Source organism: Streptomyces sp. NPDC007088 (assembly GCF_042869355.1).
GTDB lineage: Bacteria > Actinomycetota > Actinomycetes > Streptomycetales > Streptomycetaceae > Streptomyces.
This window is the reverse complement of record NZ_JBIAFO010000009.1, coordinates 98,600-113,787: the sequence shown is the minus strand read 5'-3', so window position 1 is coordinate 113,787 and position 15,188 is coordinate 98,600. Positions and strand designations below refer to the sequence as shown.

Annotated in this window: 13 protein-coding genes; 5 read left to right on the top strand and 8 right to left on the bottom strand. The window is 75.2% G+C overall.

Translation table 11 applies throughout. The features are described 5' to 3' along the window. Positions 1 to 158 precede the first annotated feature (158 nt). From ACFYMP_RS16440 to ACFYMP_RS16430, 3 genes are all read right to left on the bottom strand, one after another. Positions 159 to 932, bottom strand: a complete 774-nt coding sequence (locus tag ACFYMP_RS16440; RefSeq protein WP_388857047.1) for a metallophosphoesterase family protein — start codon at positions 930 to 932, stop codon at positions 159 to 161. Between the two features lie 180 nt (positions 933 to 1,112). Next, positions 1,113 to 2,582 (bottom strand): flotillin family protein, encoded by a 1,470-nt coding sequence (locus tag ACFYMP_RS16435; RefSeq protein ID WP_388857044.1) that lies wholly within the window; start codon positions 2,580 to 2,582, stop codon positions 1,113 to 1,115. A gap of 94 nt (positions 2,583 to 2,676) precedes the next feature. Then, a complete protein-coding gene (locus tag ACFYMP_RS16430) occupies positions 2,677 to 3,192 on the bottom strand; it encodes a hypothetical protein (RefSeq protein WP_388857042.1) in 516 nt (171 codons plus the stop codon). 524 nt (positions 3,193 to 3,716) lie between these two features. On the opposite strand from ACFYMP_RS16430, the gene ACFYMP_RS16425 reads away from it, so the two are divergent. Together ACFYMP_RS16425 and ACFYMP_RS16420 are read left to right on the top strand one after the other, a co-directional pair. Then, positions 3,717 to 5,099: a bifunctional o-acetylhomoserine/o-acetylserine sulfhydrylase gene (locus tag ACFYMP_RS16425; protein ID WP_388857039.1), complete on the top strand. Its 1,383-nt coding sequence runs from the start codon at positions 3,717 to 3,719 to the stop codon at positions 5,097 to 5,099. Further along, a complete protein-coding gene (locus ACFYMP_RS16420) occupies positions 5,096 to 6,235 on the top strand; it encodes a homoserine O-acetyltransferase (RefSeq protein WP_388857520.1) in 1,140 nt (379 codons plus the stop codon). Before ACFYMP_RS16425 ends, ACFYMP_RS16420 begins: the two co-directional genes overlap by 4 nt. 14 nt (positions 6,236 to 6,249) lie before the next feature. Here the strand turns inward: ACFYMP_RS16420 and ACFYMP_RS16415 are convergent, their stop codons facing one another. Beyond that, complete coding sequence (locus ACFYMP_RS16415; RefSeq protein WP_388857036.1) at positions 6,250 to 7,155, bottom strand: serine hydrolase; 906 nt, start codon at positions 7,153 to 7,155, stop codon at positions 6,250 to 6,252. Beyond that, complete coding sequence (locus tag ACFYMP_RS16410; protein ID WP_388857033.1) at positions 7,152 to 8,093, bottom strand: LysR substrate-binding domain-containing protein; 942 nt, start codon at positions 8,091 to 8,093, stop codon at positions 7,152 to 7,154. Before ACFYMP_RS16410 ends, ACFYMP_RS16415 begins: the two co-directional genes overlap by 4 nt. A 177-nt stretch (positions 8,094 to 8,270) precedes the next feature. Here ACFYMP_RS16410 and ACFYMP_RS16405 point away from each other — a divergent pair, with 177 nt between their 5' ends. The 3 genes from ACFYMP_RS16405 to ACFYMP_RS16395 all read left to right on the top strand — a co-directional run bounded on the left by ACFYMP_RS16405 (position 8,271) and on the right by ACFYMP_RS16395 (position 11,058). After that, the gene (locus ACFYMP_RS16405) at positions 8,271 to 9,863 is read left to right on the top strand and encodes a penicillin-binding transpeptidase domain-containing protein (protein WP_388857030.1); all 1,593 of its coding nucleotides are present in this window, start codon (positions 8,271 to 8,273) and stop codon (positions 9,861 to 9,863) included. Positions 9,864 to 10,042: 179 nt separating this feature from the next. Further along, positions 10,043 to 10,477, top strand: a complete 435-nt coding sequence (locus tag ACFYMP_RS16400) for an ATP-binding protein (protein ID WP_388857027.1) — start codon at positions 10,043 to 10,045, stop codon at positions 10,475 to 10,477. An 89-nt stretch (positions 10,478 to 10,566) separates the two neighbouring features. Then, a complete protein-coding gene (locus ACFYMP_RS16395) occupies positions 10,567 to 11,058 on the top strand; it encodes a glutathione peroxidase (protein ID WP_388857024.1) in 492 nt (163 codons plus the stop codon). Positions 11,059 to 11,082: 24 nt separating this feature from the next. Here the strand turns inward: ACFYMP_RS16395 and ACFYMP_RS16390 are convergent, their stop codons facing one another. The 3 genes from ACFYMP_RS16390 to ACFYMP_RS16380 form a co-directional block, all read right to left on the bottom strand. Further along, complete coding sequence (locus ACFYMP_RS16390; RefSeq protein ID WP_388857021.1) at positions 11,083 to 11,658, bottom strand: two-component system response regulator; 576 nt, start codon at positions 11,656 to 11,658, stop codon at positions 11,083 to 11,085. Positions 11,659 to 12,116: 458 nt separating this feature from the next. Continuing rightward, positions 12,117 to 12,668 carry a GNAT family N-acetyltransferase gene (locus tag ACFYMP_RS16385; RefSeq protein WP_388857018.1) on the bottom strand — a complete coding sequence of 184 codons (552 nt, stop codon included), beginning with the start codon at positions 12,666 to 12,668 and terminating at the stop codon, positions 12,117 to 12,119. 368 nt (positions 12,669 to 13,036) lie between these two features. Then, entirely contained in the window at positions 13,037 to 15,061 is a 2,025-nt protein-coding gene (locus ACFYMP_RS16380; protein ID WP_388857015.1) for an ATP-binding protein, read from the bottom strand. Positions 15,062 to 15,188: the final 127 nt, after the last annotated feature.

Below are 15,188 nucleotides of genomic sequence, written 5' to 3'. Positions count from 1 at the left end.
GCGGGAACGGACGGGAAGCGAACGGGTCGGGACGCGAACAGTCAGGACACGCAGTCCGCGACAGGAGCGGAGAGCACCGGCCTCTCGCCCCCCGCACCTGACCTTCCGGACCGGTGGCGCCCGCCCGCGCCCGTCCCGCCGACTGGCCCCTCGCCGCCCTACCCGTCCCGGTCGGCCCGCCGCCCGTCGCGCGGGCCGAAGACGGTCAGGGCCTCGGCGTCGCCGGTTCGTGCCCGGACGTAGTGCTCGGCCCAGGCGCGGGCTCCGGGAAAGCCGGAGTCCCGTGCCACCCGTTCCACGGCCGCGTCCAGGTCGAAGAGCGTGTGCCGCAGGTGCACCCGGCCGTCCTCCAGCAGCAGCCACGAGGCCCCGGGACGGCCGTACGGCATGCCGACGCTGCCCGAGTTGAGCACGAGCCGCCCGTCGACCATCCGCACGAAGGGCATGTGGGTGTGCCCGCACACCACGGTGCGCACGTCCTGCGGGAGTCCGGCGAAAACCTCCGCCCAGCGCTCCAGGCGCGTGTCGACCAGCACCACCTCGTCGTCCGCGCGCGGGGTGCCGTGACAGAAGACCACCTTGCCGAAGCCCGCCACCTCCAGCACCACCGGGTGGGGGAGACCCGCCAGCAACCGCACCTGTGCGTCGGTCAGTTGCCCGGCCGCCCAGGTGTCGATCGCCAGGGCGCCGACGACCGGGGGACCACCGCCGCGCAGGGCGACCAGTTCGCGGTCCGCGTTGCCGCGCACGAGCAGGACCCGGTCTCCCAGGGCCGCCAGCCGGTAGAGCACCTCCACCGGCTGCGGGCCCGCCGCGTGGTCCCCGGTGACCACCACCAGTTCGGCCGCCCGCACCTCCGGCTCCGCCAGCACCGCTTCGAGTGCCGGCAGCACACCGTGGACATCCGACAGCACCGCGACACTCGTGAGCACGGGACCGCCTCTCCGCCGCGGACGACAGGGCGCCGGGCACGTACGCCTCGGAGGGAGCCTAGACCGGCCGGACCGGTACCGGTACCGGTACCGGTACCGGTGATCGTGCCCGAACGCGGAACGGCCCCCACCCCCCCTGGTGTGGGGGCCGGGGGCCGCGGGACTCCGGGCGGACCGGTGTCAGCCGGTCACCTCGATCTTTCCCTCCCCGGACGAACGCTGCGGCCGGGGGCCCCGCGCCTCGCCGTCCGCGTCCTTGCCGACGAGCCCGTCGAGGCCGCCCTGCCGGCCGACCAAGTTCTTCAGCAGCTCCGGCAGGTCGACTCCGGTGGCCGAGCCGAGCAGCTCCATGCCCTGGGCGACGTTGTCGGTGACTGTGCGCGACAGCCGGCTCGCGCCGTCCGTCGAGATCACCGTCATCTTGTCGACCGCGCTCAGCGGCTCCGCCGCCTTCGCCACGACCTGCGGCAGCACCTCGACCAGCATCTGCAGCACCGCGGCGTCGCCGTACTGCGCGAAGGCGTCCGCCTTCTTCCGCATCGCCTCGGCCTCCGCCGCGCCCTTCGCGAGGATCGCGGCACCGTCCGCCTCGCCCTCCAGGCGGACCGCGTCGGCGAGTGCGGCGCGCCGGGCCTTCTGGCCCTCACCGGTGACCCTGGCCCGCTGCGCCTCGGCCTCGGCCTCCTTGACCTGGGCGATCCGCCGGGCCTCGGCCTCCTGCTCGGCCTGGTAGCGCGCCGCGTCGGCCGGCTTACGGACCTTCGTGTCCAGCTCGCGGTCGGTCAGCGCCGCCTGTCGCTGCGCCACCTTCTCCTGCTCGGCCAGCACGTCCTGGTTGCGGGCCGCCTGCGCGAGCGGACCGGCCGCCGCCGCTCGGGCCGCCGCCTCGTCGGTCTCCGCCTTGATCTCCGCCTGCTTGAGCGCGAAGGTCCGCTCGGCGATCGCGATCTCCTCGGCCGCCTTCAGCCGCGCCTGCTCCGAGGCACGCCGGGCCACCGCCTCCGCGATGTCCGCCTCCTGCTTGGCGCGCGCCGCCTCCGGCCGCCCCAGGTCCTCCAGGTAGGAGCCCTCGGTCGTGATGTCCTGGATCTGGAAGGCGTCCAGGACCAGGCCCTGGCCCGACAGGCTGGCCTCGGCCTCCTCGGCGACCTGCCCGGCGAACGCGGCCCGGTCCCGGATGATGTCCTCGACCGACATGCGGCCCACGATCGAACGCAGCGCGCCCGAGAGCACTTCCTGTGTGAAACCGACGATGCCGCCCTGCTGCATCAGGAAGCGCTGCGCCGCCGCCCGGATCGAGTCCTCGGTGCCGCCGACCTTGACGATCGCCACACCCTCCAGATGCGCCTTGACCCCGCGCAGCGTCACCGCTCCGCGCACCGCGACGGGAATGTGCCGCGAGGACAGGTCGAGGGTGAACCGCTGCTGGACGAAGGGCACGACGAACACGCCACCGCCCACCACGACCTTCTGGCCGCTGTTGTCCGTGAAGACCCGGCCGGTCTCCGGATCGGTCGCCGACTTCCCCCGGCGGCCGGTGACGATGAACGCCTCACTGGGACCCGCCACCTTGTAGCGGGTGATGACGACCAGGCCGATCAGTACGACCAGGACGACGATGCCGAGCACGGCCAGCAATACAGGACTCATAGTGCTTCCCCTCCGTCCCCCCGTCGGGACGGTCGATCCGGACAGGCCGAAGACCGGCCCGTCGTACGTCTGCGGTGCGAGGCGGCCGGCCGCCTCAGCGCTCCACGGCCCGCACCTGTACGGAGGTCGACGACAGCGCCGACTCCACCCACACCTCGGTGCCGCGCGGCACCGCCACGGCGCTGCGCGCCGCGTACTTCACCGGCTGGCCCGCCAGGCGCAGCAGCACCTCGCCGAAGCCGTCCGCCGGGATGGCGGTCACCACGGCGCCCGCCGTCCCCACCAGATCGGAGCCCCGGGGCGTCGGGGCCGTCTGATCCCGCATCAGCGCCCGGCTGAAACGCCAGGTCGCCCAGCCGGCGACCACACCCGCCACGGCGCCCACCGCCACGGCCGCCCCCACGCCGAGCCCCGTCGTGCCCAGCGTGATCGCCCCCGCGAAGCCCAGCATCGACACCGCGCCGGCCAGCACAGGGAGCGACAGCAGCCCGTCGAGCAGCCCCTCCACCACGGACATCCCGTCGAACAGCCCCTCCAAGAGGCCGTCGAAGGCCAGCGCCAGGGCCAGAACGGCCAGCCCCGCCACCCCGGTCACGAGAAACCACGTCATGGCCGTCATCCCCTTCCCCCCATGCTTCCCGCGTCTCCGCAGTGCCTGTGCGTCCGGGCGCCCCCGGGCGCCCCGTCGAAGAGGGCCCGTGCGCACCGCGACGACTGTCGGTGTCGTCCACGACCGCGGCCGGCCCGTGCCGGGCGGCTGGGGCCGGAGACCGGGTGGATTCCGGGCTGTGTGGATCATCCCACGGGCACTGGCGGCGCCGCAGTGCCGGAACCCGGCAATCTTTACCTGTTCCTTATTGCGGGACTCCTCCGGCGTGACGGGCGTCGCGCCCCGCGCGGGCCCGCGCGGATTGCCGTACCTGGACGACGCACCGGCCCACCCCCTCGGTTGCGGACCCTCCCGAAGAACTCTCCGTGCCGCCCCGTGGGCGGCCGTGTTGCGCGGGCATTGCAGCTTCGTGGCCAGAGCGGCGAGCGGCTTTCCCGCGTCGCGGCCTGCTGCTTGCCTTGCCTTCCGGGGCTGTGCAGCGGTCCCGGCCCCACCCACCCGCCGCAACCACCGTGCGAGGCACCATGAGCCACCCGGCCGAGCCCACCGCCGACTCCGTCACCGAGGACGCCCTCGCGGAACACGCCCCCGCGCCCGGCCCCGTGGAGCCGGGGGACGGCTGGTCCTTCGAGACCCGGCAGATCCACGCGGGCGCCGTACCCGACCCGGCGACCGGGGCACGGGCCGTGCCGATCTACCAGACCACGTCCTTCGTCTTCCGGGACACCCAGCACGCCGCCGACCTCTTCTCGCTGGCCGAGCCGGGCAATATCTACTCGCGGCTGCACAACCCCACGCAGGACGTCCTGGAGCAGCGCCTCGCCGCCCTGGAGGGCGGGGTCGCCGCCGTGGCCCTCGCCTCGGGACAGGCCGCGGAGACCCTCGCCCTGCTCAACCTCGCGGGCGCCGGCGACCACATCGTCAGCAGCGCCTCGCTGTACGGCGGCACCTACAACCTCCTGCGGCACACCCTGCCCCGCTTCGGCATCGAGGTCAGCTTCGTCGAGGACCCGGACGACCTCGACGCCTGGCGCGCCGCCGTCCGCCCCACCACCAAGGCCCTGTTCGCGGAGACCCTCGGCAACCCGCGCGGCAACGTCCTCGACGTACGCGCCGTCGCCGACGTCGCGCACGCGGCGGGTGTCCCGCTCGTCGTCGACAACACCGTGCCCACCCCGTACCTGCTGCGGCCGATCGAACACGGCGCCGACGTCGTCGTCCACTCGGCGACCAAGTTCCTCGGGGGACACGGCACGACGATCGGCGGGGTCGTCGTGGACGGTGGCACCTTCGACTTCGGCGCGCACACCGACCGCTTCCCCGCGTTCGACGCCCCCGACCCCAGCTACCACGGGCTGCGCTACTGGTCCGCGCTCGGCCCCGGCGCCTACGCCGTGAAGCTGCGCGTCCAGCTCCTGCGTGACCTCGGGCCCGCGCTCTCCCCGCACTCCGCCTTCCTGCTGCTCCAGGGGATCGAGACGCTGAGCCTGCGCGTCGAACGGCACAGCACCAACGCGCTCGCCCTCGCCCAGTGGCTGCGGCGTCGCGACGAGGTGTCCGCCGTCCACTACCCCGGCCTCCAGGAAAGCCGCTGGTACGAAGAGGCCCGGAAGTACCTGCCGCGCGGCAGCGGAGCCGTCCTCTCCTTCGAACTGCGGGACGGCGTCGAGGCGGGCCGCCGGTTCGTCGACGGCGTACGGCTGTTCAGCCACCTGGCGAACATCGGCGACGTGCGCAGCCTCATCATCCATCCCGCCTCGACCACCCACAGCCAGCTCGACGAGGAACAGCTGCGCGCGACCGGCACCGCACCCGGACTCGTGCGGCTCTCCGTCGGACTGGAGCACGTCGACGACCTCCTCGCCGACCTCGACAGCGGCTTCCGGGCGGCGAAGGCGGCGTCCTGAAGCCCTCCGCCGCCCCGGCCCCTCCCGCCCTCCCTCCCGCCACCGGTGCCTGGCGGGAGGGGGACCCGCCCGGACGGCGGTCCTGGCTGCGGCTGTCCGCGCCGCTGCCCCTGGAGGGCGCGCCCCCGCTGCCCGGCGCGACCCTCGCGTACGAGACCTGGGGCCGGCTCGCCCCCGACGCCGCCAACGCCGTCCTGCTGCTGCACGCCCTCACCGGTGACAGCCACGCGGCGGGCCCCGCCGGTCCGGGCCATCCCTCGCCCGGCTGGTGGGACGCGCTGATCGGGCCCGGCCGCCCCCTCGACACCGACCGCTGGTTCCTCGTCGCGCCCAACGTCCTCGGGGGCTGTCAGGGCAGCACCGGGCCCGCGTCGGCCGGCCCCAGCGGCCGCCCCTGGGGCCCCGACTTCCCGCCGCTGACCCCGCGCGACCAGATGGCCGCCGAGGCCGCGCTCGCGGACGCGCTCGGCATCGGCCGCTGGGCCGCCGTCATCGGTGGCTCCATGGGCGGGATGCGGGCCCTGGAATGGGCCGTCGCACGGCCCGGACGGACCGGCTCCCTGCTGCTGCTCGCGACCTGCGCCGCCGCCTCCGCCGAACAGCTCGCGTGGTCCGCGATCCAGCGCGAGGCCGTCCAGAACGATCCCGGCTGGCGCGGCGGCCGCTACCACGACGCGGGCCCCGGCCGGGGCCCGCACCGGGGCCTCGGCCTCGCCCGCCGCGTCGCCCACCTCACGTACCGCAGCGAACCGGAACTCCAGTCCCGCTTCGGCCGCGCCGTACGGCCCGGGGGCGGGTTCGAGGTCGCCTCCTACCTCGACCACCACGCCCGCAAGCTCGCCCGGCGCTTCGACGCGGGCAGCTACCTGACGCTGTCCGCCGCCATGGACGCCCACGACGTGGGACGCGGCCGGGGCGGGACGGGCGCCGCCCTGGCCCGCGCGAACATGCCCGCGCTCGTCGCCGGTGTGGACTCCGACCGCCTCTACCCGCTCGCCCAGCAGGCCGAACTCGCCACCCACCTGCCGGGGGCCGACGGCCTCCGGATCATCGAATCGCCCTACGGCCACGACGGGTTCCTGGTGGAGGTGGAGCAAGTCGGAGCACTGGTGCGGGAGTTGCTGGATGCCGCCTGAAGCGCCGCGCCGGCTCAGCCGCGCAGGGCGTCCACCGCGAGACGGGCCGCCGTCCCGATCGCGCTGTCCGCGCGCGGCTGGGCCAGCGCGGGGGAGAGGGAACGGGTGAAGAAGGCCACGGCGTAGCGGCGCCCGTCCGGGTACTCGACCACCCCCGCCTCGTGCCGCAGGCTCAGCAGGCTCCCCGTCTTCCCCGACACCCGTACGTCGTCGAAGGGGAAGCCCGAGGCGAGCCGGTGCTGCCAGGTCTGCAGCCCCAGCACCCGCAGCAACTCCTCTCCCCAGGGCCCCGCGCACGCCTCCCCGCGCCACACGCTCGCCAGCAGCGCGGTCGTGTCCCGCGCCGTACTGCGGTTGCCGGCCCCCGGGTCCAGGGCCCGTACGCGGACGGGGGAGGCCGGGTCGAGCAGCGCCGCCGCCCCGCCCTCCCCGGCGTCCTCGGCGACCGAGGCGACCAGCTCCCCGTACCGCTGCGCGGACACCGTGTGGCGCAGACCGAGTTCGGCGACCGTGCGGTTCACCGTGTCCATCCCGACGTGGTCCCACAGGACGTCGGCCGCCGCGTTGTCGCTCACCGCCACCGCGAGCGAGGCCAGATCGCGCAGCGACAGCCGCGCCGCGTCCCGCATGGCCGACAGCCCCGTACCCCCGGGGGAGCGGTCCCCGGGCGGCAGCTCGACGGCCGCGGTGGGGTCGACGCGGCCGGCGGCCGCCTCCCGGAACAGCGTGGTCACCAGGAACAGTTTGTGCACACTCGCGGTGGCCACCGGGGCGTCCGCCGACCGGCCCAGCTCGGCCTCCCCGTCGACGTCCCTGACGTGCCAGCAGGCCAGCAGGCCCGCGTCCGTGAGGACCTCCTCGATACGGCGCGGCGCCGCGGCGGTCCCGAAGCCGCGGGCGGAATCTGGATCGGTCGTCACAGCGGGAACTCCGAGGCGGGGCGGGGGAACAGGGGACGGGACGGCGGCTCGGACAGGAAGCCGGCGCTCTCCCTGAGACAGCGGTACGCGGTGTCGGCGAACAGCCGGGCCGCCGCCGTGGCACCCGCCGCGGGCCACGCCGCGCGCACCTCCCAGGCCGGGGCCGGGGCCGCCAGCGGCCGCCACACCGTCCCGGCCGCGTCCGGCACCTCGGGCAGCAGCGCCACGGTGTCGCCGGACAGTACCAGCGCCCGCGCCAGGTCAAGGCCCGGGGCCTCCCGCACCGAGGAGGGTGTCCAGCCGTGGCGCGCGCAGTCGGTGAGCGTACGCGCCCTCAGCCCGGGGGCGCCGTCCGTCGGCAGCAGCGCCAGCGGCCGGCCGGTCAGCGCGGCGGCCGGGAGGGGGCCGGGCCCCGCCTCGTCCAGGGACAGCAGCACCCCGAGCGGCTGACGCAGCGCCGGACCGAACTCCAGTCCCTCGGGCGGACACGGCTGCCGTACGAGGGCGATCTCCGTGCCGCCCGCCCGCAGGGCGCGCACCTGACGCACCGTGTCCGACTCGTGGATCTCGACCTCCGCACCCGCAGAGCGCTCCCGGTGACCGAGCAGCAGCGCGGTGAGCGCCCGCGCGCCCAACTGCCGGGGCACCGAGACCCGCAGCGTCCCCGCCGTGCCGTTGCGCAGATCGGCCACCGTGCGCTCCAGCCGGTCGGCGGCCTCCAGCAGGCCCGCGCTCTCGGCCAGCACCGCCCGGCCCGCGGGCGTCGGTACCGCGCCCCTGCTCGTACGGTCCAGCAGGCGCAGCCCCAGCTCCTCCTCCAGGCGGCGCACCCGCTGCGACAGCGAGGGCTGGGTGAGGCGCAGCCGCTCGGCGGCCCGCCCGAAGTGCTCTTCCTCGGCGACCGCGCGGAAGTAGCGCAAGTGCCGCAACAGGTCCATGAGCAGGGATCATAGCCAGTTCCGTATGACCGCGTGCGTGTTCCGGTTCTTGGACCGGGGCGGGCGGTCTCTGTTCTGCTGGCCCGCACCGGTACCGCCCGGTCCGTTCCGGGGCCGGCGCCGCCGGAGCGCGGACCCGGCGCGGACACGGGTCCCGAATCCACGGGGAGGACCACGATGACCACCACCCAGCGCACCCCCGGCCGCGGCGGCCGCCGGGCCCCGCTGCCGCTCGCCCTGGCCGCCACCCTCCTGCTGGGCGGCTGCTCGTTGCTGCCCGGTGACGAGGACGAGGAGTCCGTCGACCCGGCGGCCGTCGCCGCCGCACGTGGCTTCCTCACGGACTGGGCGGCCGGCGGCTACGACCGCGCCGCCGCCCGCACCGACAGCCCCGAGGCGGCGGCACGCACCCTGCGCAACTTCACCGAGGGGCTCGACATCACCAGATCCCGGCTCGCCCCGGAGCGGGCGGACACGGTGAAGGACGGGGCGCGGGTCCCGTTCGGCGCGCGGCTCACCGTCCGGGGCCTGGGCGTCTGGTCCTACCGCTCGGCCGTCACCGTCCGCCGCGCGGACCCGGAGGGCAAGGGATGGGTGGTGCACTGGGAACTGCCCCTCGTCCACCCCCGGCTGAGCGACCGGGCCAAGTTCGGCCTGGAACGCGAGGAGACGAGTACACCGACGGTCCTGGACGCCGGTGGCGAACCCCTCGGCCTCGCCACCGCCCCCTCCCTGCCGGTCGCCCTCTCCCTGGCCCCGGGCAAGGGCGCCGCCCGCGGCGAGATACGGCTCGTGGACCGGGCCACCGGCGAGAAGCTGCGCGTGGAGAAGCACTTCGGGCCGCGCGGCACCCCTCACAAGGAGCGGCGCACGACCCTCGACGCGGCACTCCAGTCCGCCGCGGAGAAGTCCCTGGCCGCCCGTGCCGAGGGGAAGAACGCGGGGCTGGTGGCGCTGCGGATCTCCGACGGCCGGGTGCTCGCCGTCGCCAACAACCCCGCCACCGGCTTCAACCGGGCCCTGCTCGGCCGCTACGCGCCCGGCTCCACGATGAAGGTGCTGACCTCCGCCGCCCTCATCGAGAAGAAGGCCGTCGCCCCCGGGGACTCCGTGCCCTGCCCGAAGTACCTGACCGTCGGCAAGCGGTTCCACAACGTCGAGACCTCCGAGATCCCCGGCGCCTCCTTCCGCGACGACTTCACCCACTCGTGCAACACCGCCTTCATCTCGCTGCGCGAACGGCTCGCCGACGACGAACTGACCTCCTTCGCCTCCTCCCGCTTCGGCGTCGGCCAGGAGTGGCACACCGGGGTGCCGACCTTCGACGGCAAGGTGCCCGCCCCCGGGGACGACACCGAGAAGGCCGCCGCCGTCTTCGGTCAGGGCCGCACCGAGGCGAACCCGCTCGTCATGGCCTCGGTCACGGCGACCGCGGTCTCCGGCCGCTTCCATCAGCCCTACGTCGTGCCGGGGGCCGGTGAGAAGGCCACCGCCCGCACCAGCCCGCTCTCCGCGAACACCGTCACCCAGCTGCGGACCCTCATGCGGGCCACGGTCACCGAGGGCACCGCGACCGTCCTGCGGGACCTTCCCGGAGAGGTCGGGGCCAAGACCGGCTCCGCCGAGGTCACCGAGGAGGGCGAGGCCAACGGCTGGATGGTCGCCTACCGCGGTGACGTCGCGGTGGCCGTCGTGGTCGAGGAGGGCGGCCACGGCTCCGAGTCCGCCGGACCCGTGACCCGCGACCTGCTCGCGGCCGTACCCGACTGATCCGCCGCGCCCCCGGCCTGAGCGTGGCCGACTCCCGCCCCCGCCACCGCCCCGCGATCCCCTCCTTCCTCGTACGCGCGGCCGACTATCGATCACCTGGACGGGAAGACGGAAGGGGACGACGCACCGCCCCTTCCGCACGGCCGGACGAGACGGCCCTGCGGAAGGGGCCCGGGAAGGTGAGCACCGTGGACCGCGCCAGGCGGTATGCCCAGGTCGAGTACGCACTGCCCCGGACCCCGGCCTCGGCCCGCTGGGCCCGCCACATGACGAGGGACTTCCTCGACGGGGGGCCCAACGGCGCCGCGTCCGGCGCCGCAGGCTCCCGCTCGCGGGCCGAGGACGCGGAACTGGTCGTCTCCGAACTCGTCGCCAACGCCGCCGAACACGGCCGCAGCGCCTGCCGCCTGCGGCTGCGCGCCCGCACCGGCCGGCTCGTGGTCGAGGTCCACGACGACGGGGACCTGCTGCCCGTCACGCTGCCGGGCAGCACCGTCGCCGAGCGCGGCCGGGGCATGACCCTGGTGCACGCGCTCGCCGACCGGGTCACGATCAGCCCCGGCAGGGGTGGCGGCAAAACCGTCCTCGCCGTCCTGCCGGTCGGCTCCGGCTGAACCCGCCTGCCCGCCTGCCCGCCTGCCCGCCTGCCCGCCTGCCGGTCCGCCGGTCCGGCGCCGCACGGCCCGGTCGTACGATGCCGGACATGACTGTCCACGATGTGAAGATCGACGCCCTCACCGGCGGCCCCGCCGCACTCGACCAGTACCGGGGCAAGGCCCTGCTGATCGTCAACGTCGCCTCCAAGTGCGGCCTCACCCCGCAGTACGCCGCTCTGGAGCGGCTGCACGAGAGCTACGCCGACCGGGGATTCTCCGTGCTGGGCGTGCCCTGCAACCAGTTCATGGGCCAGGAGCCCGGCAGCGCCGAGGAGATCGCCTCCTTCTGCTCCGCCACCTACGGAGTGACCTTCCCGCTGACCGAGAAGACCGAGGTCAACGGCGAGGGCCGCCACCCCCTGTACCAGCAGCTCGTGGAGGTCCCCGACGCCGGGGGCCACACCGGCGACATCCGGTGGAACTTCGAGAAGTTCGTGATCGACGGCGACGGCGAGGTCGTCGCCCGGTTCGCCCCGCAGACCGAGCCGGACGCCCCCGAGGTGCTCGCCGCGATCGAGCGGGCCCTCCCGGCTGCCTGACCCGGCAGGGCCTCGGCCCTGCGCTCAGCCGCGGCGCGCGTCCTGCGGGGAGCGCGGCCGGGGCGGTCCGCCCGCCGGCCGCGGTGGATGCGGACGCCCCGGGTCCGGCGGACCCTGCTCCCCGTCCCCCGGGGTGCGGGGCCCGCCCGGTCGCGGCCCGCCGCGCCCCTCGGAGCCGCCCCGCAACTCCCGCAGCTCCCCCTCCAGTTCCCGCACCCGCTCGTACTGTCGCAGCAAGAAACGCGCCTTGGTCCGCAGGGTCCACGGGTCGACCGGTTTCCCCAGCAGATCGGCCACCCCCAACTCGTGGGCCCGCTGGGAGAGTTCACGATCCGGGCCGAGTCCCGTGATGAGGGCGACGGGGATGTCCTGCGCCCGGTCCACGCCCCGCATGTAACGCACCACGTCGAGGCCGCCGGTGCCGGGCATCACGACGTCCAGCAGCACGAGCCCCACCCCGCCGCGCAGCACGGTCTTCAGCGCCTCGTCCCCGCTCTGCGCGAGCACGACCGGCCGGCCGAGCGGAGCCAGCACGCTCTCCAGGGCGAACAGGGTGTCCCGGTGGTCGTCGACCAAGAGGATTCGAGCGTCCGACGGCATCACTTGCCCCCTCGTCGTGGCGGTCCAGCATATGCCCGCCGGGTACACGGCAGCCGGTCCGAAGGGCCCCGATCCCCCGGGGTGGGCGGAAACCGGCCACTCGCGCCACCCCTTCGCCAGGGTCCGCCACCCTTGCGGCACCACAGATCGTGCCGTAAGCGCTCCCGTGGGTGATCGGTACCGGCGCCCTCGGGCGCATGGCCCCGCCCGCGTACACCGCGCCGCCCCGCGCCGGGGCCGCCGAGGGGAAGCACACGCGGGTGAGGGAGAGGTCGGCCGGGACCCGTCGGCGGTCATGGCGCCACGGGCCCGGGGACGGCGGTCCCTCTGCGCGGGAGCGGCGCCGTGCTCACCGAGGTGCGCGAGGAGCGGCCCCTCGCGGAGCGGCCCGGCGCCGGGGCGCTCGTCGGCGGCCCGTGCTCACGGAGGCGCGCTACGGGCGGACGGGCGGTCGAGGTTCACGGGGCGACGCGCCCCTCCCACCGCTGTTCGCCGTCCACCATGAGAAGCGTCGGGGTGAGGCCCGCCGCGCGGGCCACCGACCGCGAGGCCAGGTGGCGCGGGTGCACGTGCGCCACCAGTTCCCGCACCCCGCCCAGGGCGAGCCGGTGCGCCAGCGCGCCGACGGCGCGCCGTGCCAGACCCCGCCCCTGCCACGCGGTACCCACGACCCAGGCCAGCTCCGCGCGCCGCCCGGCCTCCGTGACCGTCGCCTGCACATAGCCCGCGAACTCGCCCTCCTCCGCCACGATCAGCAGGTTCACCCAGGTCACCGAGGGGTCGGGCGAGCCCGCCGCCTGACGCGCGTACCGCGCCCGCAGCGCCGCCACGTCCGGCGGGCTCCCGCCCGTGAACGCGTACAGAGCCGGATCGGCCAGCACCCCCGCCATCGCCTCCGCGTGCTCCACGGCCGGAGGTACCAGGACGACGGGAGCCACCTCGGCACCGTCCTCCTGGTCCTCCGGGTCCTCCAGGTCCGCCCGCGCGTACGCCGCCGCCTTCTGCTCCATGGCGGAATCGTCCGCCCCGCGCCCACCGCGCGCCACGGGTTTGTACGAGAGCCGGAAGGGTTCCGTGACATCCGCCGGTTTGCGTGCCGGAAGCAGGGGCACGCGGCCCTCAAGGACGACACCACCCCCGAGCGAGCAGGGGAGTACACGATGAAGGCCAGAGACAGACCACGTCGTACGTCGACCCCGTGTCAGGTGCCCCGCACGCGGGAGGGACGACGGACATGAAGATCCCTACCCCTCCTCTTGGCCGCGGTGATCCCGAGTGCAGAGCCTGAGGACGACGGCCCCCGGCGGTTTCCCGACCGCCCCGGGGGCCGTCGTCCGTTCCCGCACGGCCACGCATCCGCCCCGCGTCCTGAGCCGGATCAGTCCTCGCCGTCCAGCCAGGTGCGGAGCGCCTCGCGGTGGTCGGCGGCGAGCCCCGAGCGGAACGCCTCCTCGTAGCGCGGCGCGCCCAGCGACCGCCGCGCGCGCCGCTCGAACCGTTCCCTGACCGGCGCCAGCTCCGGAGTGCCGCGCTGGGGATGCCCCGTGGTGCGCCAGTACGAGTCGGCGACCCCGGCCATCCGGGCGGCCGCCTCGTAGCGGCCAGCAGCGCTCAGCGCGGCCGTCAGCAGGTCGAGGCCCAGCGCCGAACCGAAGGTGTCGTCGATCGCGCGCTTGCTCTCCAGGGAGGCCCGCGCGTACCGCAGCGCCTCGGCGGGCCGGTCCTGCGACAGCCGGATCAGCGTGAGCTGGTAGTCCAGGTAGGACAGCGTCCAGCGCTCCCCGGCCGCCAGGCAGTCCGCGCGCAGCCGCTGGGCCAGCGCCCCGGCCTCCACGAGCCTGCCGAGCGCCGTGGCGGCGAAGACCCGCACCAGCAGGCAGCGCAGCCGCGACCCCGAGGCGAGATCGGGGCCCGGGGCGGCGGACAGCGCCGCCTCGACGAGCTCCAGCGCCTCCCGCGGCCGCCCGGTCAGCAGCGCCGTCAGCCCGCCCGCGTAGGCGGCGCCCAGCACCCCCTCCGCGTCGCCGTCCTCCGCGGCCGCGAACCCGCACCGTTCGCTCAGCTCCCGCGCCTGCGCGTACTCGCCGTGCAGCGCGAGCGCCACGCCCAGCGCCCACATCGCCCGGGTACGGTGCGGTCCGGGCGTACTGGGCTGGGACAGCGCCAGTTCGAGATACGCGCGCGCCTCGTGCAGCCGTCCGCAGCAGGTCCAGAAGAAGACCGTACGGCCCGCGAAGTCCAGCGCCTCGTCCGGCCGCACGTCCAGCAGGTGTTCGAGCGCCGCGCACAGGTCCGTGTACGCCTCGCGTGACCACGTGAACCAGATGATCTGCCGGGGCCCGAGCCACTCCGCGTCGGCCAGACGCAGGAGCCGCAGGAAATGGCCCGCGTGCCGGCCTGCGACCTCCTCGTGCTCCCCGAGCGCGGTGAGCCACCGCCTGCCGTAGTCCCGTACGGCGCCCAGCATCCAGTACCGCCCGCCCCGCCGGTGCAGCACGGACTGCGCCGTCAGCCGCTCCAGCCCCTCGCTCACCCCGGCCTCGGTCAGCGGTCCGCCCGTGCACACCGCGCGCGCCGAGGGCAGGTCGAAGCTCCCGCCGAACACCGTCAGACGGGCCCACAGCAGCCGGTCGGCGGGCCGGCACAGCTCGTGGCTCCAGCCGATCGCGGTGGCCATGGTGCGATGCCGCTCGGGCCGGCCGTCCGGGTCGGCCGCCCCGGTGTCCAGGCGCGAGCCGAGCCGCGCGGAGATCTCCGGCAGGGTCGAGTGCGCGGTCTGCGCGGCGGCGAGTTCGAGGGCGAGCGGAATCCCTTCGAGGCGTCGGCAGATCCGGCCCGCCTCCGCGAGGTCCGCGTGGCCCAGCCGCCCCCGGAAGGCGAGCGCCCGCTCGGTGAACAGCGCGAGCGCGTCCGGGCCGTCCGCCGGCAGCGGCCCGAGTTCGAGGACCTTCTCCTCGGCCAGGCCGAAGCAGCGGCGCGAGGCCACCAGGACGGTGAGCCCGGGGCAGGCCGTGAGCAGGTCGCCCACGAGATCCCGGCCGGCCGCCCACGCCCCTTCGCCCGAGTCCAGGACGAGCAGCAGCCGCTTGGTGGCGAGGAAGGCGCACAGCGCCTCGACGGGGTGACGGGGCGTCTGGTCGGCGAGACCCACGGCCGTCGAGACGGCCGACACCAGCAGCCGCTCCCCGGTCACCGGGCCCAGGTCCGCCCAGCGCACACCGTCGGGAAAACCGTCCTCGACCGCGCGGGCCGCTGCCCGCGCGAGCCGGGACTTGCCGATACCGCCGCCGCCGGTCAGCGTCACCAGCCGCGGCGAGGACGAGGACAACGCCTCTGCCAGCAGCTTCAGTTCAGTCTCACGCCCGACGAAGGTGCCGCTCTCCTCGGGAAGTTCCCCCACCATCCGGACAGTGTGGACCACACGGTGAGCCCGGAGGAAACCCGCCCGTCCCGGCCCGGCCCGTCGCGGCTCCCCGCCGGGCGCGGCACAGGCCGGTACGCTCACCCGCGTATGGCCGGTCGCCCCCGGG